Source organism: Ruegeria atlantica, assembly GCF_013032005.1.
Classification (GTDB): Bacteria; Pseudomonadota; Alphaproteobacteria; order Rhodobacterales; family Rhodobacteraceae; genus Ruegeria; species Ruegeria atlantica_A.
Map to the genome: position 1 here is coordinate 57,429 of NZ_WQBE01000004.1, position 24,200 is coordinate 81,628.

The window sequence follows — 24,200 nt, forward strand, 5'->3', positions numbered from 1 at the left end:
ATCGCCGCACCTTATACCGGCCCTGAACGCCGGACACTGACACACCGGGTACTTCTCCTCCCTTTCCCGGTGTTGAAAGCGCGCGGCGACGTCTTCCTCCTCCCTGACGTCGCCGCGACTTACACATACCGGGATCAAACCCGGATTCGGATACATCAGGGCTCTTCTCCTCCCTGCCTTGATGTTGAAAGCCCGCGGCGATACCTCTCCTCCTCCCTGGTGTCGCCGCGACTTACACATACCGGGATCAAACCCGGGTTCGGATACATCGGGGCTCTTCTCCTCCCTGCCCTGATGTTGAAATGAACGGCGGTTCCCCTCCTCCTCCCTGGGAACCGCCGTTTTTCTTTTTTCACAAATGAAACAAGGCGCCGCAGCAATGGCCGGGCGCCCCCAAAAAAAACCGAGCATATGCCGTCAGGCACATTCCTATTGATTAAAAGGGTATGTCGTCCTTGGCCGACAGGAACCGCGAGACCACCTTTTTGGTGCCCGCCTTTTCGAAATCCACCTCGACCTTGTCGCCTTCGATGCCGATCACCGCGCCATAGCCGAATTTTTGGTGAAACACGCGCTCGCCCAGGGTGAAGCTGGCGACCGCGGTTGCATCGATCACCGTGTTGCGGGTTTCGCGTGGCTGAGACATCCCGTACTGCCCCTGCCGCGCTTGCATCCGCTTCCAACCGGGCGAGTTATAAACATTTGCCTCAGCCGCGCGGGTTTCAATTCCCGCCGCAGGCTGACCGCCGCCATAAAGCCCCGGAGGTGTCAGCACCTCAACATGATCCTCGGGCAGTTCGTCGATAAACCGCGACGGCATCGAATTTTGCCACTGGCCGAACACGCGTCGATTGGCGGCGAAGGATATCGTACAAACTTCTTCCGCGCGGGTGATGCCCACATAGGCCAGCCGTCGTTCTTCCTCGAGACCCTTAAGGCCGGATTCGTCCATCGACCTTTGCGACGGGAACAACCCGTCTTCCCACCCGGGCAGGAACACGGCGGGAAACTCCAGCCCCTTGGCCGCGTGTAGGGTCATGATCGAAACCTTGGCCCCGTCACCCTCCTGCTCGTTATCCATAACCAGGCTGACATGTTCCAGAAACCCTTGCAGGTTCTCGAAGTTGCCCAACTGGTTCACCAACTCCTTGAGGTTTTCCAGTCGTCCTGGCGCCTCGGGCGTTTTTTCGTTTTGCCAATGTGCGGTATAGCCGGATTCATCCAGAACGATCTGCGCCAGTTCGATATGTGAAACTTCTGGCTCGCCGAACCGCATGGGCGCAGTGCCGTCATCAATCACCGAATCGTCGTCGACCTCAATCCGCGGCCCGCGGGTCATCGCATTCCAGCGCGCCAAACCATCGATCAACTCGCGCAGCGCCTTACCGCCCTTGCCCTTGATCAACCCATTGTCGACTGCAATCCGCGCGCCTTCGACCAGTGACACACCATGCTCGCGCGCTGTCATCTGAATCGTCTGCTGTGCCTTGTCCCCAAGGCCGCGTTTCGGAGTATTCACAATCCGCTCGAACGCCAGATCGTCACCGGGGCTGACCACCAGCCGGAAGTAAGCCATGGCATCACGGATTTCCATCCGCTCATAGAAACGCGGTCCGCCAATCACCTTGTAAGGTAAACCGATGGTCAGGAACCGGTCTTCAAACGCGCGCATCTGATGCGAAGCACGGACCAGAATGGCAATCTCATCCAATTCAAACTTGTTTCTGATTTCTTCTTTCTGGTCATCGGGAAGATTGCTTGTTCCAAGCTCTTCTTGCAAGTTCAGCTGCTTGAGAGCGTTGTAACCGCTTTTTGACCGTCTCTCTGTTTCCTGCTCAATGGAAACAGAACGGACATTCTTTCTACCGTGTGCGAGTCGAGACGTGCCAGAAGCCAAAGCATCAATCTCTTCACCAATCCAACGCGCTTCTTCCTCACCATCCCAATGTCCGATCAAACGGATTTTGTGTCCCACTTTCGCGTCGGTCCAAAGCTCTTTGCCCAGACGGTTTTCGTTTCCGCGGATGACATTCGACGCAGCGGCCAGAATATGCGGGGTCGAGCGATAGTTCTGTTCTAACCGTACCACGTAAGCGCCGGGAAAGTCTTTTTCGAACCGCAGGATGTTGCCTACTTCGGCCCCGCGCCAGCCATAGATCGACTGGTCATCATCGCCTACGCAGCAAATGTTCTTATGCGCCCCGGCCAGCAGGCGCAGCCATAAATATTGGGCCACGTTGGTATCCTGATACTCGTCCACCAGAATATAGCGGAACCAGCGTTGATATTGCTCCAACACATCCTGATGCGCTTGGAAGATCGTGACCATGTGCAACAGCAGGTCGCCGAAATCCACCGCGTTCAGCTCGCGCAAGCGAACTTGATACTGAGCGTAAAGCTCAACGCCCTTGTTATTATAGGCCCCGGCATCCGCTGCGGGCACCTTGTCTGGCGTCAGAGCGCGGTTTTTCCAGTCGTCGATGATTCCTGCCAGCATCCGCGCGGGCCAGCGTTTGTCGTCGATATTGGCGGCCTGAATCAACTGCTTAAGCAAACGCAACTGGTCGTCAGTATCTAGAATGGTGAAATTCGATTTCAGACCAGCAAGCTCCGCATGTCTCCGCAGCAGCTTGACGCAGATAGAATGGAAAGTGCCCAGCCAAGGCATTCCCTCGGCGGGCTGGCCCAGCAGGCGGCCCACCCGGTCTTTCATTTCGCGTGCAGCCTTGTTGGTGAATGTCACCGACAGAATCTCATTCGGTCGCGCCCGCGCCGTGCTGAGCAAGTGGGCAATACGCGCGGTCAGGGCCTTGGTTTTACCCGTTCCCGCCCCGGCCAGCATCAAAACTGGACCGTCCAACCGCTCAACCGCGTCACGTTGCGCCGGGTTCAACTCATCCAGATAAGGTGCGGGCCGCGCTGCCATAGCGCGTGCCGAAAGCGATGCGCCCTCAAAGGCGTCCATTTCGTCGAAACTGCTCATGACTCCAAACTACGCTGGTTCCGCGACAAGGGAAAGGGTTTGTTCACGGCTTGTTCGCCTAAAAAGCAACAAATCCTTAGCTACAGCTCTGAGCAATTCGAGCTTTTTTTGTCTGCTCCTATGCCGGTCTCGTTAACTCTCTCTCAAACTCTGGCCTCAATGCTGATGTTAGATTGCGGGAGGACGGGATATGAAACTCACGGCTCGGGGACGGCTTGCCGATCGGTTAAAATGGGCGGGGATCACCGTTTTGTTGATAGCGCTGGCGGCGGTTGCAGGTTGGGGAGTCTATTCTCTTCCGGCACCGGTTGTGGACCGGATGCTGAAAACTGACATATTAAAACAGTCCGAACTGTGGAAACGCCGCGTTGTTCTGCATCTAAAAGATCCCGAAACGGCGCTGCAAACCGGCAGGATCGACCCGCATGATGCCGAATTTCTTTCTTCGATGCCCGAAGCGTCGGATGTGTATCGGTTCAAAATGTTCGACACGGCCGGGCGCGTTGTCTGGTCGACACGTCCCGAGGAAATCGGATCCTACGAAACGCGTGCCTTTTTCCGCAGTGATGTTGCACGCGGAATGACGCATTATATTCAGGAAGCGCTCCCACTGTCTGAGATCGACGGACTCGACCTGCATTCCGAAAGTACGCGTACCGCCGTGCAACATCAGGTGGCTGAGGTGTTCGTTCCGATCACAAAAAACGGACGCTTCATCGGCGCGATTGAGTTTTTCACCGATTTCACCGATCTGCGTACAACATTTATTACCCGACTGAGGGTTTCACTTTCGATCCTTTGCGGCATTGCTCTGTTCGCTTTGGCCAGCGTCTCATTGGTGACATATCGCACCAACCGTCTGCAGGTACGCGCGCTGCAACGGCAATCAGCCAAAGAACGCAACCTGATGGATGAACAACTTAGGTTGGCGCGTGAGGTACGCCTGTTGGGCGAATTGAATGAATGGCTACAGTCGAGCCGATCTCTGGATGAACTGTTCGACATGGTTTCACGATTTATGACCCACATCCTGCCCGAGGCAGAGGGCAGCGTGTATGTCTACTCCAACTCGCGCGATGTTCTGGATGGCTGCGCAAGCTGGAACGGGGGCACTCACAAGGCGCATATCCACCCTGAAGGATGCTGGGGTCTGCGTCGCGGTCGCACATACCAATACGGCGCGTCTGAGATTGATTTTGTCTGCGAACATGCCGAACCCCATGATGGCCGCCCCTATTTCTGTTTTCCCATTCTGGCGCATGGCGAAACAGTTGGCCTGCTCCATCTGCGGGCGCATGAAGGCAGCCAAAAAGTGTTTCATTCCAATAGAAAACTGGCCCAACTGTGCGCGGAACAGATCAGCATGGCGATTGCAAACGTGCGAATGCGGGACCAATTGCATGACCAATCGGTCCGTGATCCGCTGACCGGCTTGTTCAATCGTCGGCATATGACCGACACGTTGCGCAAATCCATTAGCCGCAGCCAACAGACAGGCGCACCGCTGAGCTTGATCGCTGTGGATGTGGATCACTTCAAGAAATTCAACGACACCCATGGTCATGATGCGGGCGACATGGTGCTGCGCGCGGTGGGCTCGACCTTGGAACAGGGCTGTGACCGGGACGAGGTTGCCTGCCGCATCGGAGGTGAGGAATTCATGCTGATCCTGCCCGACAACACCCCCGAAGACGCCATGACCCGGGCCGAACAATTGCGGCAGGCGATCGAGGCTGTCTCGGTCCGCTATGGTGAGAAATCACTGCCGCGCATCACGATTTCCGTTGGCGTTGCCCATTATCCTGCGCACGGTTCTATGCCGCAGGATTTGATGCGTGCATCAGATGACGCCCTGTATGTGGCCAAAGACAAGGGTCGAAATCAGGTGCAGGTCGCCAATGGCGCTGATCCGGCACACGATAATAAAAGCAAGCCCGAGCAACCGACCAAATCGACAACTCAGACATCAGCGGCCTGAAAACCTTGCAGAATCACTGTGTAGGTCGGATCAATTCGTATGGACCTGCACAGCTCATTCCCCAGCATTGGCGATCTGAAACGCCACGCACGGCGCAAGGTTCCGCATTTCGTCTGGGAATATCTGGATAGCGGTACAGGGTCCGAGGTCACGCTGCACAAAAACAGGGCCGCACTGGATGATGTGGAGTTTTTACCCTCAATCCTGCACGGACCTATCGAATGTGACACCAGAACACAGTTTTTGGGCCAAGACTTTCCCTTGCCCTTCGGTATTGCGCCGATTGGAATGTCGGGGCTGATCTGGCCGGATGCTGAGAAACTGCTGGCCCTCGCCGGTGCCAAGGCAGGGTTGCCGTATACTTTGTCGACCGTCGCCAGCCAAAGCCCCGAAGATCTGGCTCCTCATCTTGGTCAAAACGCCTGGTTTCAACTTTACCCTCCAAAGGACCCGGATATTCGCGCGGACATGTTAGGTCGCATCAAATCCGCCGGGTTTTCAACGCTTGTGCTGACAGTTGACGTCCCGGTTGCATCGCGGCGCGAACGGCAGGTGCGATCTGGCCTGACCCATCCACCCCGACTGACGCCACGTTTGCTGGCGCAGATCGCCCAACGCCCGACTTGGGCCTTGGGCATGGCGCGACATGGTATGCCGCGAATGAGGACGCTCGACAAATACATCGATGGCGATAGCGCGCTGTCCCCCACGGCGCATATCGGATACCTGCTGCGCACATCGCCGGATATGGACTATGTCAAATGGTTGCGCGATGCATGGGATGGTCCGTTCGTTTTGAAAGGCGTGATGCGCGCCGAAGACGCGGCTCGCCTGAAACAAGCCGGTGTTGATGCGCTCTGGGTCTCGAATCACGGTGGGCGGCAGTTCGATGGCGCCCCGGCTAGCATTTGTGCGCTTCCCGCCATACGTGCGGCCACAGACTTGCCGCTGATCTTTGACAGTGGCGTTGAAGGCGGGCTTGATGTTCTGCGAGCTTTGGCGCTTGGGGCGGATTTCGTCATGCTGGGGCGGGGTTTTCTTTATGGGTTGGCTGCCCTTGGGTCACGCGGCCCGGCCCATGTCATCGACATTCTGCGACAGGACATGCTGGCGAATATGGGCCAGATGGGTTTGGCAAAGTTGGATCAACTTACGCTACGTCAATACAGCAATTGATGCTGCAGCGCAGAATTGCTAGTAAGTTTGCGCCACCAAGCGGCGTTTGCGAGCGTTAACATGCCGGTTCTACCCAGAACGACTGATATACGAGCGCGTATTGTCCGCCTATGAATACGGCCAAACCACCAAGACCGGGACCTGATATGACCAACTTCAACAAGATCCTGATCGCCAATCGCGGCGAGATAGCCATTCGCGTGATGCGCGCAGCAAACGAGATGGGCAAACGCACCGTCGCTGTCTTCGCCGAAGAAGATAAGCTGGGCCTGCACCGGTTCAAGGCGGATGAGGCCTATCGCATCGGCGAGGGGATGGGGCCGGTTGCCGCCTATCTGAGCATCGACGAGATCATCCGCGTGGCCAAGGAATGCGGCGCGGACGCGATCCACCCGGGCTATGGCCTGCTGTCCGAGAACCCCGATTTCGTGGATGCCTGCGTTCAGAATGGCATCACCTTCATCGGCCCCAAAGCTGAAACCATGCGCGCGCTTGGTGACAAGGCCAGCGCACGACGTGTGGCTATCGCGGCGGGCGTACCCGTCATCCCGGCGACCGAGGTTCTGGGCGATGACATGGATACGATCCGCAAGGAAGCTGCCGAGATCGGTTATCCGCTGATGCTCAAGGCGTCTTGGGGCGGCGGCGGTCGCGGCATGCGCCCTATCGAATCCGAGGACGAGCTGGAAGAAAAAGTGCTGGAAGGCCGCCGCGAGGCCGAGGCAGCCTTTGGCAACGGCGAAGGGTATCTGGAAAAGATGATCACCCGCGCCCGCCATGTCGAGGTGCAAATTCTCGGCGACAAACATGGCGAGATTTACCACCTCTATGAGCGCGACTGTTCGGTCCAACGTCGGAACCAAAAGGTCGTGGAACGCGCCCCTGCCCCGTATCTGTCCGAAGAACAGCGCGCGGAAATCTGCGAACTGGGCCGTAAAATCTGCGCGCATGTGAACTATGAATGCGCGGGCACCGTCGAATTCCTGATGGATATGGAAACCGGCAAGTTCTACTTCATAGAAGTGAACCCGCGCGTGCAGGTGGAACACACCGTCACCGAAGAAGTCACCGGCATCGACATCGTGCAGGCGCAGATCCTGATCGCCGAGGGCAAAACCCTGGCCGAGGCCACAGGTGCCGCCAGCCAGGCCGATGTGCATCTGAACGGTCACGCGCTGCAGACCCGGATCACCACCGAAGACCCGCAGAACAACTTCATCCCTGATTACGGCCGCATCACCGCCTATCGCTCGGCCACGGGTATGGGCATCCGTCTGGATGGCGGCACGGCTTATGCGGGTGGCGTGATTACGCGGTATTATGACTCGTTGCTGACCAAGGTGACCGCAAAGGCCCCAACGCCCGACGCGGCGATTGCCCGGATGGACCGGGCCCTGCGCGAGTTCCGTATTCGCGGCGTCAGCACCAATATCGACTTTGTCATCAACCTGCTGAAACACCCGACCTTCCTGTCGAATGAATACACCACCAAATTCATCGACACGACGCCGGACCTGTTCACCTTCAAGCGTCGTCGCGACCGCGGCACCAAGGTTCTGACCTATATCGCGGATATCACCGTGAACGGGCATCCCGAGACCGCAGATCGTCCCGCCCCACGCGCTGATCTAAAAGAAGCCAAAGCCCCCGCGCCCAAGGCCGAGCCGCAAATGGGCACCCGCAATCTGCTGGAGCAAAAGGGCCCACAGGCTGTAGCCGACTGGATGAAGGCGCAGCGTCAGCTGCTGATTACCGACACCACTATGCGTGATGGCCACCAGTCGCTGCTGGCCACCCGGATGCGCTCAATCGACATGATCAAGGTGGCACCGACCTATGCGGCCAACCTGCCACAACTGTTCAGCGTCGAATGCTGGGGCGGCGCAACTTTCGATGTGGCCTATCGCTTCTTGCAGGAATGCCCGTGGCAGCGCCTGCGTGACCTGCGCGAAGCGATGCCGAACCTGATGACCCAAATGCTGCTGCGCGGGGCGAACGGGGTTGGCTACACCAACTATCCAGACAATGTGGTACAGGAATTCGTACGTCAGGCGTCCAAGAATATCGACGTGTTCCGCGTGTTCGACTCGCTAAACTGGGTCGAGAACATGCGCGTTGCGATGGATGCAGTGGTCGAGAATGGCAAAATCTGCGAAGGCACCGTTTGTTATACCGGGGACATTCTGGACCCGGACCGCTCCAAGTACGACCTGAAATACTATGTCGGCATGGCGAAAGAGTTGCGCGATGCAGGGGCACACGTTCTGGGCCTGAAGGACATGGCGGGTTTGCTGAAACCGGCCTCGGCCAAGATTCTGATCCGGGCGCTGAAAGAAGAGGTCGGGCTACCGATCCACTTCCACACGCACGACACCGCCGGCATCGCCAGCGCCACCATTCTGGCCGCATCCGAGGCTGGCGTAGACGCGGTGGATTGCGCGATGGACAGCTTCAGCGGCAACACCTCGCAGGCGACGCTGGGCACTGTGGTCGAAGCGCTGCGCCATACCGAGCGCGACACCGGGCTGGATATCAAGGCAATCCGGGAGATCAGCGATTACTTCGAGGCAGTGCGCGGCCAGTACGCGGCTTTTGAGTCCAGCCTTCAAGCCCCCGCGTCTGAGGTGTATCTGCACGAAATGCCAGGTGGTCAGTTCACCAATCTCAAGGCACAGGCGCGCAGCCTCGGCCTTGAAGAGCGTTGGCACGAAGTGGCGCAGATGTATGCGGACGTGAACCAGATGTTCGGTGATATCGTGAAAGTAACACCGTCATCCAAGGTCGTCGGTGACATGGCGCTGATGATGGTCAGTCAGAACATGACACGTGACGATGTGGAAAGCCCAGATTCTGACGTGGCCTTCCCCGACTCGGTCGTCGACATGATGCGTGGCAATCTGGGTCAGCCTCCTGGAGGGTTCCCGGACACCATCATCAAGAAGGTGCTAAAAGACGAGGCCCCGAACACCGACCGCCCGGGCAAGGACGTGCCGGCGGTTGATCTGGAAGCCACCCGCGCCGAGCTATCCAAGCAATTGGAAGGCAAAGAGGTCGATGACGAGGATCTGAACGGCTACCTGATGTATCCCAAGGTCTTCCTGGACTACATGGGCCGTCACCGCGTCTATGGTCCGGTCCGCACCCTACCCACGCGCACGTTCTTCTATGGCATGGAGCCAGGCGAAGAGATCACCGCCGAGATCGATCCGGGCAAGACATTGGAAATCCGCTGTCAGGCCATCGGCGATACGGATGAAAAGGGCGAGGTCAAAGTCTTCTTCGAACTGAACGGCCAGCCCCGCGTGATCCGGGTACCGAACCGCATGGTCACTTCGACCACGCAGGCGCGGCCCAAGGCCGAGGCGGGCAACCACGACCATGTCGGCGCACCGATGCCAGGTGTTGTGGCCACTGTCGCCGTCACAGCTGGTCAGCAGGTCAAGGAAGGCGACATGCTGCTGACCATCGAAGCGATGAAAATGGAAACCGGCATCCACGCCGAACGCGACGCGACGGTCAAGGCCGTTCACGTGCAGCCCGGAGGCCAGATTGACGCTAAGGACCTGCTGGTCGAACTGGAATAACCGGTTTAGCTTTCTAAATTAACAAGGGCCGCGCGGGGAACCGGGCGGCCTTTTTTACGCCGAGGAGGATCAAGATGCTGTCCGTCACCCCAATCTATGCCGCACTGCTGGCGATTTTGTACGTCGTGCTGAGTGCCAAGGTCATCAGCCAACGTCGCAGCGACAAGATTTCCTACGGCGACGGCGGGAATACGGCGATGCTCAAAGTGATGCGGACGCATTCCAACTTTGTCGAATACACACCCTTTGCCCTGCTGCTGATCGCGATGGTCGAACTGCAAGGCGCGGGTGGGCTGCTGCTGAACCTGCTGGGACTGGCGCTGCTGAGTGGGCGGGTGATGCATGCCTATGGCTTCGGTCGCAGTCCGCAGATCGTGATTCTGCGCCAGATCGGGATGCTGCTGACCTTCACGGCCATTCTGGTGGCCGCAATTGCAAATCTCGTGCTGGCGCTCTGATCCGGCTGGCGGGGGCTTATCCCGCCAATATCTGCGTCTCAATCAGTGGTGCTTTCATTAGGACCGGCTCAACCTCGACCAGTTTGTCCTCATCTTCCGCACAGAACACGGCCGTCAACACGATCAGTGCGGCCAGCAGTGCCATTTTCATATCTGCAACCCGTATCATTTCCTCTCCTCGAACCCTCTTGTTTTATAATGCTCTGTGGTTTGAACGTGCGGCGGCGGGGTTTCCGTCGAAAGATTTTTCCGCCTTTTTGTCTTTTTCTGCTTGCAGGCCCGCGTGGGAATTTATACATCCCTCCTCACTCAACGGCGCGGGCGTAGCTCAGGGGTAGAGCATAACCTTGCCAAGGTTAGGGTCGGGCGTTCGAATCGCCTCGCCCGCTCCATTGAGAGGTCTTCGGACCAACATATGTATCTGATGCGGGCGTAGCTCAGGGGTAGAGCATAACCTTGCCAAGGTTAGGGTCGGGCGTTCGAATCGCCTCGCCCGCTCCAGATACAAACCCTTTCAAACACACTGGTTTCTTCGTAACCGTTGCGCCATTCTGGCCGTGATTTCAATCATGCACGGAATTCGCCCATGTCGGACTATGTCATTCGCCCCCTTACTGCCGCCGAAGTCGAACACGCCGTGGATTGGGCCGGTCGCGAAGGGTGGAATCCGGGCAAACATGATGCCGAGTGCTTTCGCACGACAGACCCGGATGGGTTTCTGGGTGGGTTTCTGAATGGCGAGATGATCGCGTCGGTATCAGCGGTAAATTACGACGAAACCTTCGCATTCCTGGGGTTCTATATCGTCAAACCCGAGTTTCGCCACCATGGCCACGGGCTTGAGATCGCTCAGCATGCGTTGGCCCATTGTACCGGGCGCAATATGGGGCTGGATGGCGTGGTCGAGCAACAGGACAATTACCGCAAGTCCGGCTTTACCTTTGCCTATAACAACTATCGTTTTGCCGGCACGAAAAGTCGGATGTTGGCTAAGCTGGGAACCAGACAGAACGATCAAATCACCGATCTGACCCAAGCATCCGACGCCTTGAAAGACTATGATCGCGAACTGTTTCCCGCGCCACGCGACTTGTTTCTGGGCAACTGGCTGAGTGCCTATAGCCACGTATCGAAAGTCTTTACCGAGAATGGCAGAATAAGAGGGTACGCAACACTTCGCCCCTGCCTCACTGGGTATAAGGTTGGCCCCCTGTTTGCGGATAACTCGGACATCGCAAGGGCTTTGCTGGCCGCAATTCTGACTGCAATCCCTGAGGATCACAATGAGCATGAGGTTTTCGTGGACATGCCTCAACCCAACCCATCAGCGTTCGCGCTGGCCGATGAACTTGGGTTGGACAAGGTGTTCGAAACAGCCCGGATGTATTCAGACTACGAACCAGACATCGATCTGAGCCGCATCTTTGGCGTCACGACCTTTGAGCTTGGTTAAAACGCCTTGAACGTCATCGTGGTCAGCGACCGTTCGATATTAGGAATCACCAGCAGATTTTCATTGATGAAATGGCCTACATCTTCGGTCTCGGGGATGTAAAGCTTTAGCAGCAGGTCAAACTCACCGCTGGTCGAATACAGCTCAGAATGGATTTCGCGCAGGGCGATTTCCTCGGCCACCTTGTAGGTAGAGCCGGGTTTGCAGCGAATCTGGATGAAAACGCAAGTGGACATGGGCCGTGCCTTGTTGGTTCAGTTTCCCGCAGGCTGGCATGGGCCGCGACCGGGCGCAATCCCCTGCAACAGTTTGCGGTGAATGCCACGCTTGGTCTGGATAAGGCGGGCCATCCCCGTCTATAAGCGCGCCTGTAGCAAAAGGAATTCGCCCATGCGCAGCGCAAAGATCAGCCGTCAAACCGCCGAGACCGAAATATCGGTCGAGGTCAATCTGGACGGCACCGGCACCTATGACAACCAGACCGGCGTCGGTTTCTTCGATCATATGCTGGACCAGCTGGCGCGCCATTCGCTGATCGACATGACGATCCGTGCCAAGGGTGATTATCACATCGACGACCACCACACGGTCGAGGATACCGGCATCGCGCTGGGTCAAGCGTTGACCCAGGCCCTAGGCGACAAGAAAGGTATCCGCCGCTATGGCGAATGCCACCTGCCCATGGATGACGCCCAGGTGCGGTGTGCGCTGGATCTGTCGGGCCGTCCGTTCCTGATCTGGAACGTGGACCTGCCGACGCCCAAGATCGGCGCGTTCGACACCGAACTGGTACGCGAGTTCTTTCAGGCGCTCAGCACCCATGGCGGCATCACGTTGCACATTGACCAGTTGCACGGCTTCAACAGCCACCACATTGCCGAGGCCGCGTTCAAAGCCGTCGCCCGCGCCCTGCGTCTGGCGGTTGAGACTGACCCGCGCAAGGCCGATGCGATTCCGTCGACAAAGGGCGCGCTGTAAATGCTCACGGCCATTATCGACTACGAAAGCGGCAACCTGCACTCGGCCGAAAAGGCGTTTCAGCGCATGGCGAGTGAGATGGATGCCGGTCAGGTCGTTGTGACCTCGGACGCGGATGTTGTGGCGCGGGCCGACCGTCTGGTTCTGCCCGGTGACGGTGCGTTTCCGGCTTGTGCGTCCGAACTGCGCGGCCACAAGGGCATCTATGACGCGATGGTCGAGGCGGTGGAACAAAAAGGCCGCCCGTTTCTTGGCATCTGCGTCGGGATGCAGCTGATGGCCTCAAAAGGTCATGAATACACCGAGACCGACGGCCTGGATTGGGTGGCCGGTGATGTGCTGCGGATCGAACCCTCGGACGATGCGCTGAAAGTGCCTCATATGGGTTGGAACGATCTGGTGCTGGAAAGCGATCACCCAGTGTTCAGTGGCGTCAAAACGGGTGATCATGTCTATTTCGTCCACTCCTACCATTTTCGGGTGACAGACCCGGCAGAGCGGTTGGCTTTTGTGGACTATGGCCAAGAGGTCACGGCCGTGATTGGCCGCGACACAATGGTTGGCATGCAGTTCCACCCCGAGAAAAGCCAGGACGTGGGCCTACGCATGATCGGAAACTTCCTGACCTGGAAGCCCTGAACGGTTACTGAACCCGCGTCCAGGTCTGCCCACGGCAGACCAGACCACCAGCAACACAGCCTTTGACAGTCAGCTCATTCTGACTGTCCAGTGTCATTTTCGAGTTGTAGGTCTTGTCGCGGTCTGGCGCCCAGATTTTTCCGCTGTCGTACTGACCATCCCCCTCGGGCACCATATCCCAGATGATCTGTTTGCCCAGGTTTTCATATTCCAACTGCTGGTTGCCATCACCGTCGAAGGCGCTGTCAATTGTGCCGCAAATCGCACTGCCACATTCCGCAATGGTTACATGCAGATAGCCGCCCGTATCCCCCGGCTGGGTCTTCCACAGCCCATCAACCGGGTCAGCCGCAAAGGCGGTGGTCGCCATGGTGGCAAAACCTGCTGCAAATAGAAATTTCTTCATAATGCTCTCCCTGTGTTGCGATCACTCTGGCCCGGCGACCGGCTTCGGGCAAGAATGACTTTGCGTCGCGTTGCATCCCCTGCCCTGACTGTGCGATATCCCGCGCGACTGACCAAGATATAGGGCCGCCCGACATGATCCTCTACCCCGCCATCGACCTCAAAGACGGCCAGGCCGTGCGCCTGCTGCGCGGTGAAATGGACAAGGCCACCGTGTTCAACGACGATCCGGCCGCGCAAGCCCGCGCCTTTGTCGAGGCCGGGTGCGAGTGGCTGCATCTTGTCGATCTGAACGGCGCTTTTGCGGGTGAGCCGGTCAATGCCGCGCCGGTCGAGGCCATTCTGAAAGCCTGCAACGTGCCCGCGCAGTTGGGTGGCGGCATTCGCGACATGGCCACAATCGAAACCTGGATCGAAAAAGGCCTCGCTCGCGTAATTCTGGGTACGGTTGCAGTGGAAAACCCCGATCTGGTGCGTGAAGCAGCAAAGGCATTCCCCGGCAAGGTCGCTGTGGGCATTGACGCGCGGAACGGTATGGTTGCCACCAAGGGCTGGGCCGAAGAGACCGACGTTCAGGTCACCGATCTGGCCCGCAGTTTCGAGGATGCAGGCGTCGCAGCCATCATCTACACAGACATCAACCGCGATGGCGCGATGCAGGGCCCGAATATTGAAGCAACCGCCGATCTGGCCCGCGCCGTCTCAATCCCGGTCATTGCCTCGGGAGGTGTCAGTTCGCTGGATGATCTCATCGCCCTGCGCGATTGCGGCGTCGAATTGAACGGGGCGATTTCTGGTCGGGCGCTCTATGACGGAGCACTCGATCTGAAAGAGGCCCTGGCCACCCTGAGCAACTAGAGCGGGCCCAAATGCGCCAGCAAGAAGTGCAGCTGGCGCATTCCTGATGTTATTGAGCCGCGACCGAAGTCAGTTTGGCCAACGCACCGCGCATCTTTTCGATGACCGGAGAATTCTCGACGTCGTCAAGCTCATCCATTGTCTCTTTCGGGTCTTCATAAGCCAGCCAAACCTGACCGTTTTCATCCTCATAGGCTTGAACTTTCAGTGGCAGGAACAATCCCGCCCGCGGGTCGATCTGCATCGCGGGCGTTCCCAGCGCCGGATTGCCGAAGATCAGCACCTGATTGGCTGGGATACTCAGCCCGACCTTTTCCGCACCAGCCGCGTGATCAACGCGCGCAAATACGGTCGCGCCTGCATTGCCAACGGCGGCTTCAAGTGCATCCATTACCTCGGGCACGGATTTAGCTGTGTTTACCTTGATGATATCGTCTGCCATCGCTGCGACGGTCCCCCCAAATACAAAAGCGGCTGTCAAAAAAAGTTTACGCATCTCTTTGATCTCCTAATGAATTTGGGCGCAGTGTTCACAGTTTTGAACCGGGTGGCAATCACATCTCCGGCATCGGCGAGGCCTTGCCGGTTGCGAATTAAATGGGTTTCAATGGGCTCGCCGCGACCGATGACAAATCGTGAACAATTCCACGTTTACGGTAAGAGTTTGCACATATCAGCCGCAAAATAGTCTTATTCCGTCGCTAGGGCTGAACCGCAATCTAATGCCGGAGTTTCATTGTGTCCGTTTCAAACGTATCTCAACCGACTGAAAATTGGCGCTATTATGCTCCGGTCATCAGTTTTTGCGCGACAATTTTTGTCAGCGCCAGCCTTCTGTTTTTTGTTCAACCACTTTTCGCAAAACTCGTCTTGCCCAAAATCGGCGGTGCACCGGCGGTTTGGACAACAGCTATGCTGTTTTTCCAACTTATGTTGATCATGGGATATCTGTACGCCCATATCCTGACCCGGTGGTTTAGCCTGCGTTGGCAACTTGTTACACATCTGGCCCTTTGGCTGATCGCCCTCAGCTTTTTGCCCTTGGCCACGCAAGAAGGCTGGAGATTCGATTCTTCGCAATCTATTGCCCTTCAAACGCTGATTCTGTTTGCGGCAGGGGTCGGCGTTCCATTTGCAGTGCTGTCCGCAAATGCCCCGCTTCTTCAGGCATGGTATTCGCGCTCTGGCGGTCCATCGGCCAACGATCCATATTTTCTGTACGCAGCCAGCAATGTTGGATCGCTGCTGGCCCTGTTGGCGTTCCCACTGATGGCCGATCCTTTCTTTGGTGCGCAAGACATCAGCCTGTTCTGGTCCGTCGGATTTGTCGTGTTTGGTATTCTTATGGCCGTCAGTGGTGTGTTTGCCCTTCGTGGTGGAACCGAACCTGTCGCCGTACATGAACCGCAAACGACAGGCAGCGCCCTGAGCGTCAAGACAATTTCCACTTGGGTGTTCATTGCATTCATTCCGTCATCCCTGATGCTGGCCACAACAACCAAGCTCAGCATCGATCTTGGTGCCATCCCGCTAATCTGGGTACTGCCACTGGCGACATATATCCTGACCTTCATTCTCGCTTTTACCAAATGGCGTCGAGTCACCCTGGATAGTCTGAAAGTTCCGGTTTTGATCGCGCTGGCAATCGCTGTGGTCCTGCTGTCCAAGGTTGCACCGACGCACAAGGCCTTGGCGTTGATGATGCTGTATGTTCCGATCCTCTTTCTGGTCGCCCTGTTTGCGCATAGGCTTCTGTATGAACTTCGGCCACCAGCCGAGCATCTGACCGTCTTCTATCTGGCGCTTTCGGTTGGAGGGGCTTGTGGAGGCCTGTTCAACTCGATCATTGCGCCGGTCTTCTTTGACCGCGAGATCGAATTCGCCCTGACACTCATTGCGACCGGTGGACTGTTTCTGCTGCACGCAGGTACTTTCAGTATCCGTCACGTTGCCATGGGAATCATTGCGTCGATTCCGCTGTTGTTCGTGACAGGCGCACTGCGCTTCAGCCTCGTGTTCGACTCTCGCACACTTGGTATCTTGGTGGCGTCCTCACTTGTTGCCGCAGTGCTACTGGCCTTTAGAAATGCCCCGACCCGATTGGCAACAGTTCTGCTGATCGTTTTGGCACCGAACCTGATCTCGAAGACTCAGGTCTATTTCCGCGATCGCAGCTTTTTCGGAACCCACGCCGTCTATGATTTCAAAGAGTTCCGGGTCTACAAGAACGGAACCACCGTACACGGCTGGCAAAGGCAAACACCGCCTGGTACACGGCCGGTTGGGTCCTCGTATTATCATCCGAACGGGCCAATGGCCGAAATCCTGACATCGGAATACGGCCAGAAATCGGACAATATCGCAATTGTCGGCCTTGGGACCGGTGCGTTGGCTTGCTATGGGCAACCGCATCAGACGTGGGATTTCTTTGAGATCGACCAAACCGTTGATCGCATTGCACGCGACCCTGAACTGTTCACGTATATGTCCACATGTGCACCGGACACGACCACCCATCTGGGCGACGCCCGGATCGTTCTGGAATATCAAAAGTTCGATTTTGATATCATGGTGCTGGACGCCTACAGTTCAGATGCGATACCGCTCCACCTGATCACGCAGGAGGCAATCGAGGTCTATCTGAACCATCTGGATCAGGATGGCACGTTGGTCTTCCATATCTCGAACCAGTATTACGATCTTTCACCGCAACTGGCGCGAGCCGCAGCAACGCTGAACCTGCACGCAGCACTTCAAATGGACGATGCCACCGAGGAAGAAGAAAAAACCGGCGCGTCTGACACGCATGTCGTCATCCTGAGCCGAGACAAAAATCGCATCGAATCGTTCATCGATACCGGCAAGTGGGAGCCTTTGGTCACCGACGGTCAGGTTCCGTGGACGGATGACAAGGCGAACCTTCTGTCGGCCCTCAAGATACTGCACACAAACTGATTGCACATAACGCAACCTGTGCCCCGCCACAGTCAGGCTGTTCAGCACTGGCATCGGCGGGGCTTTGTAGGTAGAGGTGCGGCAACAAAGGATGCCGACATGCTGAAAACCCGCATCATTCCCTGTCTGGATGTCGCTGATGGCCGTGTGGTCAAGGGCGTGAATTTCGTTGGCCTGCGTGATGCTGGTGACCCGGTTGAATCGGCCAAGGCCTACGACGCCGCCGGCGCAGATGAGATCTGCTTTCTGGACATCCACGCCACCCATGAAAACCGCGGTACAATGTTTGACGTGGTACAACGCACCGCCGAGCAGTGCTTTGTGCCCCTGACCGTGGGTGGCGGCGTGCGTACTAAAGATGACGTGCGCGCCCTACTACTGGCTGGTGCGGACAAGGTCAGTTTCAACTCGGCCGCCGTGGCAAACCCCGATGTGATTGCGGAATCGGCTGATCAGTTCGGCAGCCAGTGCATTGTCTGTGCCATCGACGCGAAGACCGTCAGCCCCGGCAAGTGGGAGATTTTCACCCACGGCGGCCGCAAACCCACCGGCATTGACGCGGTGGAATTCGCCAAAACCGTCGTCGCCAAAGGTGCTGGGGAAATCCTGCTGACGTCAATGGACCGCGACGGCACCAAAGCCGGGTTCAATCTGCCCCTGACCCGCGCGATTTCCGACGCAGTGGATGTACCAGTGATCGCTTCGGGCGGGGTTGGCAACCTTGACCACCTGGTCGAAGGCGTCACTGAGGGCGGGGCAAGCGCGGTTCTTGCCGCCTCGATCTTTCATTTCGGCGAATACACCATCCGCGAAGCCAAGGAACACATGACCGCCGCAGGTATCCCGATGAGGCTGACATGAGTATTCTACACGATCTGGCCGCCACAATTGAGGCCCGCAAAAACGCTGATCCTGACTCCAGTTGGACCGCCAAGCTACTGGCAAAAGGGCCCGAGAAATGCGCCGAAAAATTCGGCGAAGAGGCCGTCGAAGCCATTATCGAGGCCGTCAAGGACAACAAGGCCGCGCTTACGGCAGAGGCGGCGGATGTGCTCTATCATCTGCTTGTCATGCTGGCTGCGCGGGATGTGGCACTGGATGATGTGCTGGCGGAATTGGAACGTCGTCAGGGCACCAGCGGCATCGCCGAAAAATCCGCGCGCCCCAAGGGGTAATTGGCAGGGTTTCGTCATACCGCTCAACCCTTTATCATCGTGTTTCATGCTTTGCAGATCGAAGGGCACGCAGATGATCAAAGCTTTGGCCTTGGTGCTGGCCCTTCTGACGTTGGGGGCATGCGCGTCCCCTCCCCCTTCGACCGGAGATGAAGTTCAACGGCTGGCCAGCGAAATACGCAGCCTCGGCCCCGATATCGACCCGGAAGAGGCTGACCGCGCCGCGCGCATTGCCTATTCCTATACGGCGCAATTGGTGCAGGAATACGAAATCACCGACCCTCCGTTGATCCACAACGCCAAGGTCAACAAGGGTCTGCGCCCGCGCGGGCTGTGCTGGCACTGGGCCGAAGATATCGAGCGCCGCCTGAAGCAGGAAAACTTCCAGACGCTTGACCTGCACCGCGCCATCGCCAACGCCGACAACCCGTTCAGAATCGATCACAGCACGGCCATCATCAGCCGCAGAGGGGAAACGATGTATGACGGTGTGGTGTTGGATCCGTGGCGCTATGGCGGAGTGCTGTTTTGGTCGCCGCTGATCGAAGACACGAAATACGAATGGGTGCCACGCAACGTCGTATTGGAAAAACGCCGTGTGGAACAATACGGTGAGTTGTTGCCCTATGTCGGCGGCTAGATTTTGGACGAGATGACACCAGTGGTAAATCCGCCCATGCGCAACTCACCAAACAGGCGCTGATATTCGATCTTGGGGCAACGGTTCATCACCACATCCACCCCGCGCGCCTGTGCCTTGGCGGCAGCATCAGCGTTTTCGACACCGATCTGCATCCAAATGGTGCGCAGGTTCGGGAATGCGTCCAATGCCTCATCCACAATCGGCGGCACGGATTCGGAGCGGCGGAAGATATCGACCATATCTACGGGTTCAGAAATCTCGGACAACGACGCCCTGACGGTCTGACCAAACAGCTCTTTGCCTGCGTGGCCCGGGTTGACCGGAATGACCGTAAAACCCTTCAACGACAGATATCGCGCCACATAATAACTGGGGCGTACCGGGTTCATTGACACACCCACAACAGCGACAACTTTGGTGCGCTGCAGAATCTCTCTAAGGTGCTTATCGGAATAGTCGGCCATCTGCGCACCCTATGCCGTCCTTAACAAAGAAAAAAGCGCCCAGGTCGAACCTGAGCGCCAGTTGTTGGAACGAGGGACAGTGAAATGACCCGCGGCAGTTCCGTTCCGCGGTCACTGTGACATTTAGGCATAAATTGAGAGAAAAAAAGAGGGGGTGCGCATTTTTGTGATGACAGATCACGAAAAGCGAAAACCCGCCTATTGCTCGTAAAGAATTGCAGGCCAATGCGCCTCGGCCATACGGATATATTCCGTCCTGGCTTCACGCCACATCGCTTCGATTTCGGGTGAGTGGGTCAGATACAGCCGACCGTCCACGACCTGCCATGCCTTGGGATCGGTGCTAACAAGCGATCCATGCGCCATGGCATAGGCGCAATATCCACCGAATTGAGGGGCAAAGGCACGTGGGTCACGTTCAAACGCGTCACGGTTCTCAGCGGTTGCAAAGTGCCATTGGGCCCCTTTCCAGACGACGGCGTATTTCGGCTGACCATGAACCGGAGCATCGCCATTGAAATACGACACCACGTCATACCCGGACATCGCGGTGCCATCGGTCACGTAGAAGACAGGTATCTCCTGCGCTGTTGCGGCAGGAGTGATCAAAGCGGCGGCAATCGCGCCCAGAAGAAAACGTCGGGTCAACATCACAGAAATCGGAACAAGGTCATCAGGGTCTCAAGATGCAAGTTTTATGACCAAGTGACACCCCACTTAACGGGCTTGTGATCACCTGTGTCGCCCAGGCGCCACATCAATCAAAGATGTCTTCGATGACATCCCATGCCTCATCCAACACGCGTGAGAAGACACTCTTTTTCTTTTTCTGCTTCTTTTTCTTGTGGCTTGCAGTCGGCTTTGCCGCACCACGCATTGATTGGCTTTCGGACAATTTACGCTTGGGCATCATCTTGAGGTTATGCAATGGCGCCCCGCAGCTGGAACAGCTCAGCTCATGACGGTCCTGACCTTTCAGAACCAGCGCAGCGCGGGTCCCGCAATAACAACAGGTGGCGATTTTGGACGGGCTGGGAATGGCACTCTCCTGTCTATCTGTGCCTTGAGGCATATAGGGCAATTGCGGCAGCATTTGAGACGTTAAGTGACCCAAACCCGCCCGCTGCGTCGATTTTCACCAGTTGATCAACTGTTTCTTTGGTTTTTTGCCGCAAGCCCGGCCCCTCGGCCCCCAATACCAACGCAACCGGCTGATCAAGTTTGCCGCCCAACGCTGTCTCGATGGTTTCTTCGGCCTCACCATCCAGACCAAGAACCAGAAATCCCATGTTCTGAAGCTCGACGATGGCGTCGGCCAGATTGCGAACCCGCAAATACGGCTGACGTTCCAACGCGCCGCTAGCGGTTTTGGCCAGCGCCCCGGTTTCCGGCGCCGAATGGTGCCGCGTGCCGATCACCGCACTGGCCCCCAAAACCTCGGCTGAGCGCAGAATCGCCCCGACGTTATGCGGGTCGGTCACCCGGTCCAGCAGAATCACGCGAGGATGTTCGCGCCCGATGCAATTCTCGGCCAGCCCACCCCAATCCAGCGGTTTAACCTCAAGCGCTGCGCCTTGATGGACAGACCCCGGATCAATCGGCGCGGTGAATTTGCGCGGATCGACCATTTCGGCCTCAATCCCTGCAAAATCAATGGCCTCTGTCAGCTTGTCCTGCGCATTTCGCGTCACGATCAAACGCAATTTTTGCCGCTTCGGATTCATCAACGCATCGCGTACAGCGTGAAGGCCAAACAGCCAGACAGTTTCGGACGCAGCCGCTTTACGGGCTTGTTCTTTCTCAACGACCCACTTGGGTTTCTTCATTTCTTGGGCCTCCGGGCCGGGAAATCGGTTTCCTGCGTCAAAGCGGTATTTTCCTGTTGACGCTCCTTTAAGGCGCTAGTAATCACGCCTCCACGTCAGGTGCAACGCCTGACAGTGGGCGACAGGCCGCAAGGTGTGGCAGGGGACTGTAACTCCCTCGCGGAGACGCACGCCTGGTTCGATTCCAGGGTCGCCCACCATCTTCTTCTGATGGTGACAAAGTGCAAGGGGCCGTTAATTCGGCAGGCATTCCCATTCTTCTACCACCTGACCACCCCTAACCGCCAATACGATCCCGAACTGGTTCAGCACAGCTTCGCTCTGGCTTGGGTGTAGCAGGGCGATGTCGCCGGGTTTGACGGGCGCATCTGGTGGGCCTGTCCAGACCTCCTGATTGGTTGAACGTCCGAAAATGGAGGAATTCCCAAAGCCGTTGGGAAATACCGGTTTAGCGCGGAAATACCCCCCGAAAATCGCAAGATCGGTTTTTTGCCGGGCCAGAAAATCCAATCCCGGCAGCGAATTACCGGGCATGGTTTTCAAAACCGGAGTCGCGATGAACGCTGCGGGTTTAAATCCCTGTGTCGTTTTGTGGTCGAAATCTGTGGGTTTCACGAGGACCGACCCAAAAGCGATCTCGGTGGTCTTACCTGTTGTGCGGTAGGACTGAAAAGTCAGACTGCCACCTGTGTTCAGGCACAGCCCCTTGGCCTCATTCGGCAGGCTGGAAACAGCGTGATCGAACGCATCCGCGCTGGCCCGAAAGGCACGTTTGCGCAAGAAATGCGGCAGTTTGGCCAGATGCGCCTCGTACCCCATAACACCGGACAACCGCGCATTAGGGTTTGTCTCAATTTCTTGCGCAATGCGCGCAACTTGATCTGGTTGAAAGCCACCGCGATGCAGGCCGATATCAACCTCAAGCGACAGGCGCAGGGCTAACTGACGATCCGCTGCAAGGGCCAGATAGGATTGCAACCGTTCCGACGAGTCGATCAGCCATTGAACCCGCGCAGCAGCGTCTGGACATTCGCTCAGAACCCGCGCAGCTGACCGGATCGGCAACGGTTTGCCGATCAAATGGTCGGCTTTCGGCTCGGCCTTCAAAAGCGCCAGCAGCATGGGCTCGGAAAACGTCATCAGGCCCGAGGTCTGGATTAGGCCCCGAACATGATCCAGCAGCGGCAAACAAGGCAGGGATTTGGCGACCAATCGACGGTCCAACCCATCATCCGACCTGTCCACCGCCAAGGCACAATTCGCATCGAGCCTGTCCAGATCAACCACCGCGACCGGCTTGTCCACGCCATACGCACGCAGCGTTTCAGAGAGGGATTGCAGATAGTTCGTCATGGTCGAAACAGCCTGGCAAGCGCGGGCATTAGGAACTTGCCCGACGGGTCCAATTGTTCCCGCAGCGCGCAGAAACGGTCGAAATCAGGATACATGGTGGATAGTTCTGCGTAGGCGAGGCTGTGCATTTTGCCCCAATGCGGTCGTCCGCCCGCTTCGACAAATAATGGCTCAATCGCGTCAAAGTATCGCCGGTGATCCTCGTCCGCATCTGTGTGGATTGCTATTGAAATGCGCGGCCCGCCTTGAAATGGGGATAGGCAGGCCGAGTCGCCCGCAGTTTGGCGGACTTCAATTGGGAAATAGATATCCTTGTGGTCGCGATGCAGCCGGGTAATGACCTCTTGCAGAACATCTTGGGCGACGTCAGGCGGCAGGTGGTATTCCATTTCTTTGAACCGAATATGCCTGTCACTGCACAGCACCCGCCAGCTTTCGCCCACATAGTCTTCGTCCGATTGCGCCATGGTCAGTAGTCGCAACAGCAAATCGCGTAGCCCACTGCTGAGCCGACCAACATTGCGCGCCAGCTTCAGCACTTTGACGGCAATCATGTCCAGATCACGTGGTGCCCTGCTTTCGGCTGCGTCTGAAATTTCATGGCACAGCTCGACGGCCTTACCGGTGAAAGGGATATAGAAGAACTCGAAATTTCGGTTCTGTGCCCAGTTCTGGTGCATGTTGGCGATGCAGTCCTGCAGATCAGCCAATCGTACCCTTCGGCGCAGGTTGTATTTCGGCACGACCGAGATTTGGGCCTCGGTCAAAATGCCCAACATGCCCAAAGTGACTTGCGCCATCTCAAGCGGAAGGTCGTCGGTTGTCAGAATATCCCCACCCGCGCTGACCAGTTTTGCGGCGGTGATTTCCGCTGCCAGACAGGGCAGCGAGCGTCCGGTGCCGTGTGTGGCGGTTGATACTGCCCCGGCCAAAGACTGTGTGTTGATGTCACCGAGATTGCGAAAGGCCATCCCCTGCCCCGCCAAGGCCGGAGACAAGTCGCGCAGCCGGGCATTTGCGTTCACCCAAACCTTGTCTTCCCCGACTTCTCCGACCACTGGCAAGTCGATATCCGACAAGTCCAGTATCCGATCCCCACCGGCAACAATGGGTGTGAACGAATGACCCGCGCCTACAACCCGCAGCGTGCCTGATTGTGCCACGGCTTGCTGCAACTCGGAAATCGAGGTTGGGTGTTTGATCGGCGTCTGCGTACGCTGGTTTCCGGCCCAGTTGGTCCACATATGCAATCTCCTCCGAAATCGAAGATTG

The 24,200-nt window shown here is 57.1% G+C and carries 23 protein-coding genes and 3 tRNA genes; 15 read left to right on the plus strand and 11 right to left on the minus strand.

What is annotated here, in order from left to right; translation table 11 throughout:
• Window positions 1-436: 436 nt before the first annotated feature.
• A complete protein-coding gene (locus tag GOX21_RS09425) occupies window positions 437-2,983 on the minus strand; it encodes an ATP-dependent helicase (protein ID WP_170374513.1) in 2,547 nt (848 codons plus the stop codon).
• Between the two features lie 190 nt (window positions 2,984-3,173).
• Between GOX21_RS09425 and GOX21_RS09430 the strand changes: the two genes are divergently transcribed.
• The 4 genes from GOX21_RS09430 to GOX21_RS09445 all read left to right on the plus strand — a co-directional run bounded on the left by GOX21_RS09430 (window position 3,174) and on the right by GOX21_RS09445 (window position 10,179).
• Complete coding sequence (locus GOX21_RS09430; protein WP_170374511.1) at window positions 3,174-4,961, plus strand: sensor domain-containing diguanylate cyclase; 1,788 nt, start codon at window positions 3,174-3,176, stop codon at window positions 4,959-4,961.
• A 39-nt stretch (window positions 4,962-5,000) separates the two neighbouring features.
• Entirely contained in the window at window positions 5,001-6,137 is a 1,137-nt protein-coding gene (locus GOX21_RS09435) for an alpha-hydroxy acid oxidase (protein ID WP_170374509.1), read from the plus strand.
• A 146-nt stretch (window positions 6,138-6,283) separates the two neighbouring features.
• Complete coding sequence (locus tag GOX21_RS09440; protein ID WP_170374506.1) at window positions 6,284-9,721, plus strand: pyruvate carboxylase; 3,438 nt, start codon at window positions 6,284-6,286, stop codon at window positions 9,719-9,721.
• A gap of 74 nt (window positions 9,722-9,795) precedes the next feature.
• A complete protein-coding gene (locus GOX21_RS09445) occupies window positions 9,796-10,179 on the plus strand; it encodes an MAPEG family protein (protein WP_170374503.1) in 384 nt (127 codons plus the stop codon).
• A 16-nt stretch (window positions 10,180-10,195) separates the two neighbouring features.
• Here the strand turns inward: GOX21_RS09445 and GOX21_RS09450 are convergent, their stop codons facing one another.
• A complete protein-coding gene (locus GOX21_RS09450; RefSeq protein WP_170374500.1) occupies window positions 10,196-10,348 on the minus strand; it encodes a hypothetical protein in 153 nt (50 codons plus the stop codon).
• A gap of 148 nt (window positions 10,349-10,496) precedes the next feature.
• On the opposite strand from GOX21_RS09450, the gene GOX21_RS09455 reads away from it, so the two are divergent.
• The 3 genes from GOX21_RS09455 (at window position 10,497) to GOX21_RS09465 (ending at window position 11,632) form a co-directional block, all read left to right on the plus strand.
• Window positions 10,497-10,571: transfer RNA gene (locus tag GOX21_RS09455), tRNA-Gly, on the plus strand.
• A 34-nt stretch (window positions 10,572-10,605) separates the two neighbouring features.
• Window positions 10,606-10,680: transfer RNA gene (locus GOX21_RS09460), tRNA-Gly, on the plus strand.
• A gap of 85 nt (window positions 10,681-10,765) precedes the next feature.
• Window positions 10,766-11,632 carry a GNAT family N-acetyltransferase gene (locus tag GOX21_RS09465; RefSeq protein WP_170374497.1) on the plus strand — a complete coding sequence of 289 codons (867 nt, stop codon included), beginning with the start codon at window positions 10,766-10,768 and terminating at the stop codon, window positions 11,630-11,632.
• Here GOX21_RS09465 and GOX21_RS09470 read toward each other — a convergent pair.
• Complete coding sequence (locus GOX21_RS09470; RefSeq protein ID WP_058280212.1) at window positions 11,629-11,868, minus strand: Lrp/AsnC ligand binding domain-containing protein; 240 nt, start codon at window positions 11,866-11,868, stop codon at window positions 11,629-11,631. The two genes, GOX21_RS09465 and GOX21_RS09470, sit on opposite strands and share 4 nt — an antisense overlap.
• A gap of 154 nt (window positions 11,869-12,022) precedes the next feature.
• Between GOX21_RS09470 and hisB the strand changes: the two genes are divergently transcribed.
• Together hisB and hisH are read left to right on the plus strand one after the other, a co-directional pair.
• Complete coding sequence (gene hisB / locus GOX21_RS09475) at window positions 12,023-12,610, plus strand: imidazoleglycerol-phosphate dehydratase HisB (RefSeq protein WP_170348018.1); 588 nt, start codon at window positions 12,023-12,025, stop codon at window positions 12,608-12,610.
• Window positions 12,611-13,249 carry an imidazole glycerol phosphate synthase subunit HisH gene (gene hisH / locus GOX21_RS09480; protein ID WP_170374495.1) on the plus strand — a complete coding sequence of 213 codons (639 nt, stop codon included), beginning with the start codon at window positions 12,611-12,613 and terminating at the stop codon, window positions 13,247-13,249.
• 4 nt (window positions 13,250-13,253) lie between these two features.
• On the opposite strand, the gene GOX21_RS09485 is transcribed toward hisH, so the two are convergent.
• Window positions 13,254-13,655, minus strand: coding sequence for a DUF2147 domain-containing protein (locus GOX21_RS09485; protein ID WP_170374492.1), 402 nt, complete (start codon window positions 13,653-13,655; stop codon window positions 13,254-13,256).
• Between the two features lie 134 nt (window positions 13,656-13,789).
• Between GOX21_RS09485 and hisA the strand changes: the two genes are divergently transcribed.
• Window positions 13,790-14,512, plus strand: a complete 723-nt coding sequence (gene hisA, locus GOX21_RS09490; RefSeq protein ID WP_170360311.1) for a 1-(5-phosphoribosyl)-5-[(5-phosphoribosylamino)methylideneamino]imidazole-4-carboxamide isomerase — start codon at window positions 13,790-13,792, stop codon at window positions 14,510-14,512.
• A 49-nt stretch (window positions 14,513-14,561) separates the two neighbouring features.
• On the opposite strand, the gene GOX21_RS09495 is transcribed toward hisA, so the two are convergent.
• On the minus strand, window positions 14,562-15,008 hold the full coding sequence (locus tag GOX21_RS09495; RefSeq protein WP_254428517.1) for a DUF302 domain-containing protein: 447 nt from the start codon (window positions 15,006-15,008) through the stop codon (window positions 14,562-14,564).
• Window positions 15,009-15,424: 416 nt separating this feature from the next.
• On the opposite strand from GOX21_RS09495, the gene GOX21_RS09500 reads away from it, so the two are divergent.
• The 4 genes from GOX21_RS09500 to GOX21_RS09515 all read left to right on the plus strand — a co-directional run bounded on the left by GOX21_RS09500 (window position 15,425) and on the right by GOX21_RS09515 (window position 19,282).
• Window positions 15,425-17,467: a fused MFS/spermidine synthase gene (locus tag GOX21_RS09500; RefSeq protein WP_254428518.1), complete on the plus strand. Its 2,043-nt coding sequence runs from the start codon at window positions 15,425-15,427 to the stop codon at window positions 17,465-17,467.
• Between the two features lie 99 nt (window positions 17,468-17,566).
• On the plus strand, window positions 17,567-18,328 hold the full coding sequence (gene hisF, locus GOX21_RS09505) for an imidazole glycerol phosphate synthase subunit HisF (protein ID WP_170374487.1): 762 nt from the start codon (window positions 17,567-17,569) through the stop codon (window positions 18,326-18,328).
• The gene (locus tag GOX21_RS09510) at window positions 18,325-18,642 is read left to right on the plus strand and encodes a phosphoribosyl-ATP diphosphatase (RefSeq protein WP_170348012.1); all 318 of its coding nucleotides are present in this window, start codon (window positions 18,325-18,327) and stop codon (window positions 18,640-18,642) included. The genes hisF and GOX21_RS09510 overlap by 4 nt, the downstream gene beginning before the upstream one ends.
• Window positions 18,643-18,715: 73 nt before the next feature.
• Window positions 18,716-19,282 carry a hypothetical protein gene (locus GOX21_RS09515; RefSeq protein WP_170374485.1) on the plus strand — a complete coding sequence of 189 codons (567 nt, stop codon included), beginning with the start codon at window positions 18,716-18,718 and terminating at the stop codon, window positions 19,280-19,282.
• Here GOX21_RS09515 and GOX21_RS09520 read toward each other — a convergent pair.
• The 4 genes from GOX21_RS09520 to rlmB form a co-directional block, all read right to left on the minus strand.
• Window positions 19,279-19,749 carry a CoA-binding protein gene (locus tag GOX21_RS09520; protein WP_170374482.1) on the minus strand — a complete coding sequence of 157 codons (471 nt, stop codon included), beginning with the start codon at window positions 19,747-19,749 and terminating at the stop codon, window positions 19,279-19,281. The genes GOX21_RS09515 and GOX21_RS09520 overlap by 4 nt on opposite strands.
• Before the next feature lie 198 nt (window positions 19,750-19,947).
• A complete protein-coding gene (locus GOX21_RS09525) occupies window positions 19,948-20,400 on the minus strand; it encodes a YHS domain-containing (seleno)protein (protein ID WP_170374480.1) in 453 nt (150 codons plus the stop codon).
• Window positions 20,401-20,506: 106 nt separating this feature from the next.
• Window positions 20,507-20,821, minus strand: coding sequence for a hypothetical protein (locus GOX21_RS09530; RefSeq protein ID WP_174818751.1), 315 nt, complete (start codon window positions 20,819-20,821; stop codon window positions 20,507-20,509).
• Complete coding sequence (gene rlmB, locus GOX21_RS09535; RefSeq protein ID WP_170374477.1) at window positions 20,802-21,575, minus strand: 23S rRNA (guanosine(2251)-2'-O)-methyltransferase RlmB; 774 nt, start codon at window positions 21,573-21,575, stop codon at window positions 20,802-20,804. The genes GOX21_RS09530 and rlmB overlap by 20 nt, the downstream gene beginning before the upstream one ends.
• A gap of 116 nt (window positions 21,576-21,691) precedes the next feature.
• Here rlmB and GOX21_RS09540 point away from each other — a divergent pair.
• Window positions 21,692-21,775 (plus strand) — tRNA-Tyr (locus tag GOX21_RS09540).
• 34 nt (window positions 21,776-21,809) lie between these two features.
• Here GOX21_RS09540 and GOX21_RS09545 read toward each other — a convergent pair.
• Both GOX21_RS09545 and GOX21_RS09550 read right to left on the minus strand, forming a co-directional pair.
• A complete protein-coding gene (locus GOX21_RS09545; protein ID WP_170374476.1) occupies window positions 21,810-22,928 on the minus strand; it encodes an alanine racemase in 1,119 nt (372 codons plus the stop codon).
• On the minus strand, window positions 22,925-24,172 hold the full coding sequence (locus GOX21_RS09550) for a D-arabinono-1,4-lactone oxidase (RefSeq protein ID WP_170374473.1): 1,248 nt from the start codon (window positions 24,170-24,172) through the stop codon (window positions 22,925-22,927). The genes GOX21_RS09545 and GOX21_RS09550 overlap by 4 nt, the downstream gene beginning before the upstream one ends.
• Between the last annotated feature and the right edge of the window lie 28 nt (window positions 24,173-24,200).

What these genes read in the sequence shown, in the direction of transcription:
- GOX21_RS09425 (WP_170374513.1), bottom strand. Translation starts at nt 2,983, where the DNA reads ATGAGCAGTTTCGACGAAATGGACGCCTTTGAGGGCGCATCGCTTTCG.
- GOX21_RS09430 (WP_170374511.1), top strand. Translation starts at nt 3,174, where the DNA reads ATGAAACTCACGGCTCGGGGACGGCTTGCCGATCGGTTAAAATGGGCG.
- GOX21_RS09435 (WP_170374509.1), top strand. Translation starts at nt 5,001, where the DNA reads ATGGACCTGCACAGCTCATTCCCCAGCATTGGCGATCTGAAACGCCAC.
- GOX21_RS09440 (WP_170374506.1), top strand. Translation starts at nt 6,284, where the DNA reads ATGACCAACTTCAACAAGATCCTGATCGCCAATCGCGGCGAGATAGCC.
- GOX21_RS09445 (WP_170374503.1), top strand. Translation starts at nt 9,796, where the DNA reads ATGCTGTCCGTCACCCCAATCTATGCCGCACTGCTGGCGATTTTGTAC.
- GOX21_RS09450 (WP_170374500.1), bottom strand. Translation starts at nt 10,348, where the DNA reads ATGATACGGGTTGCAGATATGAAAATGGCACTGCTGGCCGCACTGATC.
- GOX21_RS09465 (WP_170374497.1), top strand. Translation starts at nt 10,766, where the DNA reads ATGTCGGACTATGTCATTCGCCCCCTTACTGCCGCCGAAGTCGAACAC.
- GOX21_RS09470 (WP_058280212.1), bottom strand. Translation starts at nt 11,868, where the DNA reads ATGTCCACTTGCGTTTTCATCCAGATTCGCTGCAAACCCGGCTCTACC.
- hisB (WP_170348018.1), top strand. Translation starts at nt 12,023, where the DNA reads ATGCGCAGCGCAAAGATCAGCCGTCAAACCGCCGAGACCGAAATATCG.
- hisH (WP_170374495.1), top strand. Translation starts at nt 12,611, where the DNA reads ATGCTCACGGCCATTATCGACTACGAAAGCGGCAACCTGCACTCGGCC.
- GOX21_RS09485 (WP_170374492.1), bottom strand. Translation starts at nt 13,655, where the DNA reads ATGAAGAAATTTCTATTTGCAGCAGGTTTTGCCACCATGGCGACCACC.
- hisA (WP_170360311.1), top strand. Translation starts at nt 13,790, where the DNA reads ATGATCCTCTACCCCGCCATCGACCTCAAAGACGGCCAGGCCGTGCGC.
- GOX21_RS09495 (WP_254428517.1), bottom strand. Translation starts at nt 15,008, where the DNA reads ATGCGTAAACTTTTTTTGACAGCCGCTTTTGTATTTGGGGGGACCGTC.
- GOX21_RS09500 (WP_254428518.1), top strand. Translation starts at nt 15,425, where the DNA reads ATGCTGTTTTTCCAACTTATGTTGATCATGGGATATCTGTACGCCCAT.
- hisF (WP_170374487.1), top strand. Translation starts at nt 17,567, where the DNA reads ATGCTGAAAACCCGCATCATTCCCTGTCTGGATGTCGCTGATGGCCGT.
- GOX21_RS09510 (WP_170348012.1), top strand. Translation starts at nt 18,325, where the DNA reads ATGAGTATTCTACACGATCTGGCCGCCACAATTGAGGCCCGCAAAAAC.
- GOX21_RS09515 (WP_170374485.1), top strand. Translation starts at nt 18,716, where the DNA reads ATGATCAAAGCTTTGGCCTTGGTGCTGGCCCTTCTGACGTTGGGGGCA.
- GOX21_RS09520 (WP_170374482.1), bottom strand. Translation starts at nt 19,749, where the DNA reads ATGGCCGACTATTCCGATAAGCACCTTAGAGAGATTCTGCAGCGCACC.
- GOX21_RS09525 (WP_170374480.1), bottom strand. Translation starts at nt 20,400, where the DNA reads ATGTTGACCCGACGTTTTCTTCTGGGCGCGATTGCCGCCGCTTTGATC.
- GOX21_RS09530 (WP_174818751.1), bottom strand. Translation starts at nt 20,821, where the DNA reads ATGCCTCAAGGCACAGATAGACAGGAGAGTGCCATTCCCAGCCCGTCC.
- rlmB (WP_170374477.1), bottom strand. Translation starts at nt 21,575, where the DNA reads ATGAAGAAACCCAAGTGGGTCGTTGAGAAAGAACAAGCCCGTAAAGCG.
- GOX21_RS09545 (WP_170374476.1), bottom strand. Translation starts at nt 22,928, where the DNA reads ATGACGAACTATCTGCAATCCCTCTCTGAAACGCTGCGTGCGTATGGC.
- GOX21_RS09550 (WP_170374473.1), bottom strand. Translation starts at nt 24,172, where the DNA reads ATGTGGACCAACTGGGCCGGAAACCAGCGTACGCAGACGCCGATCAAA.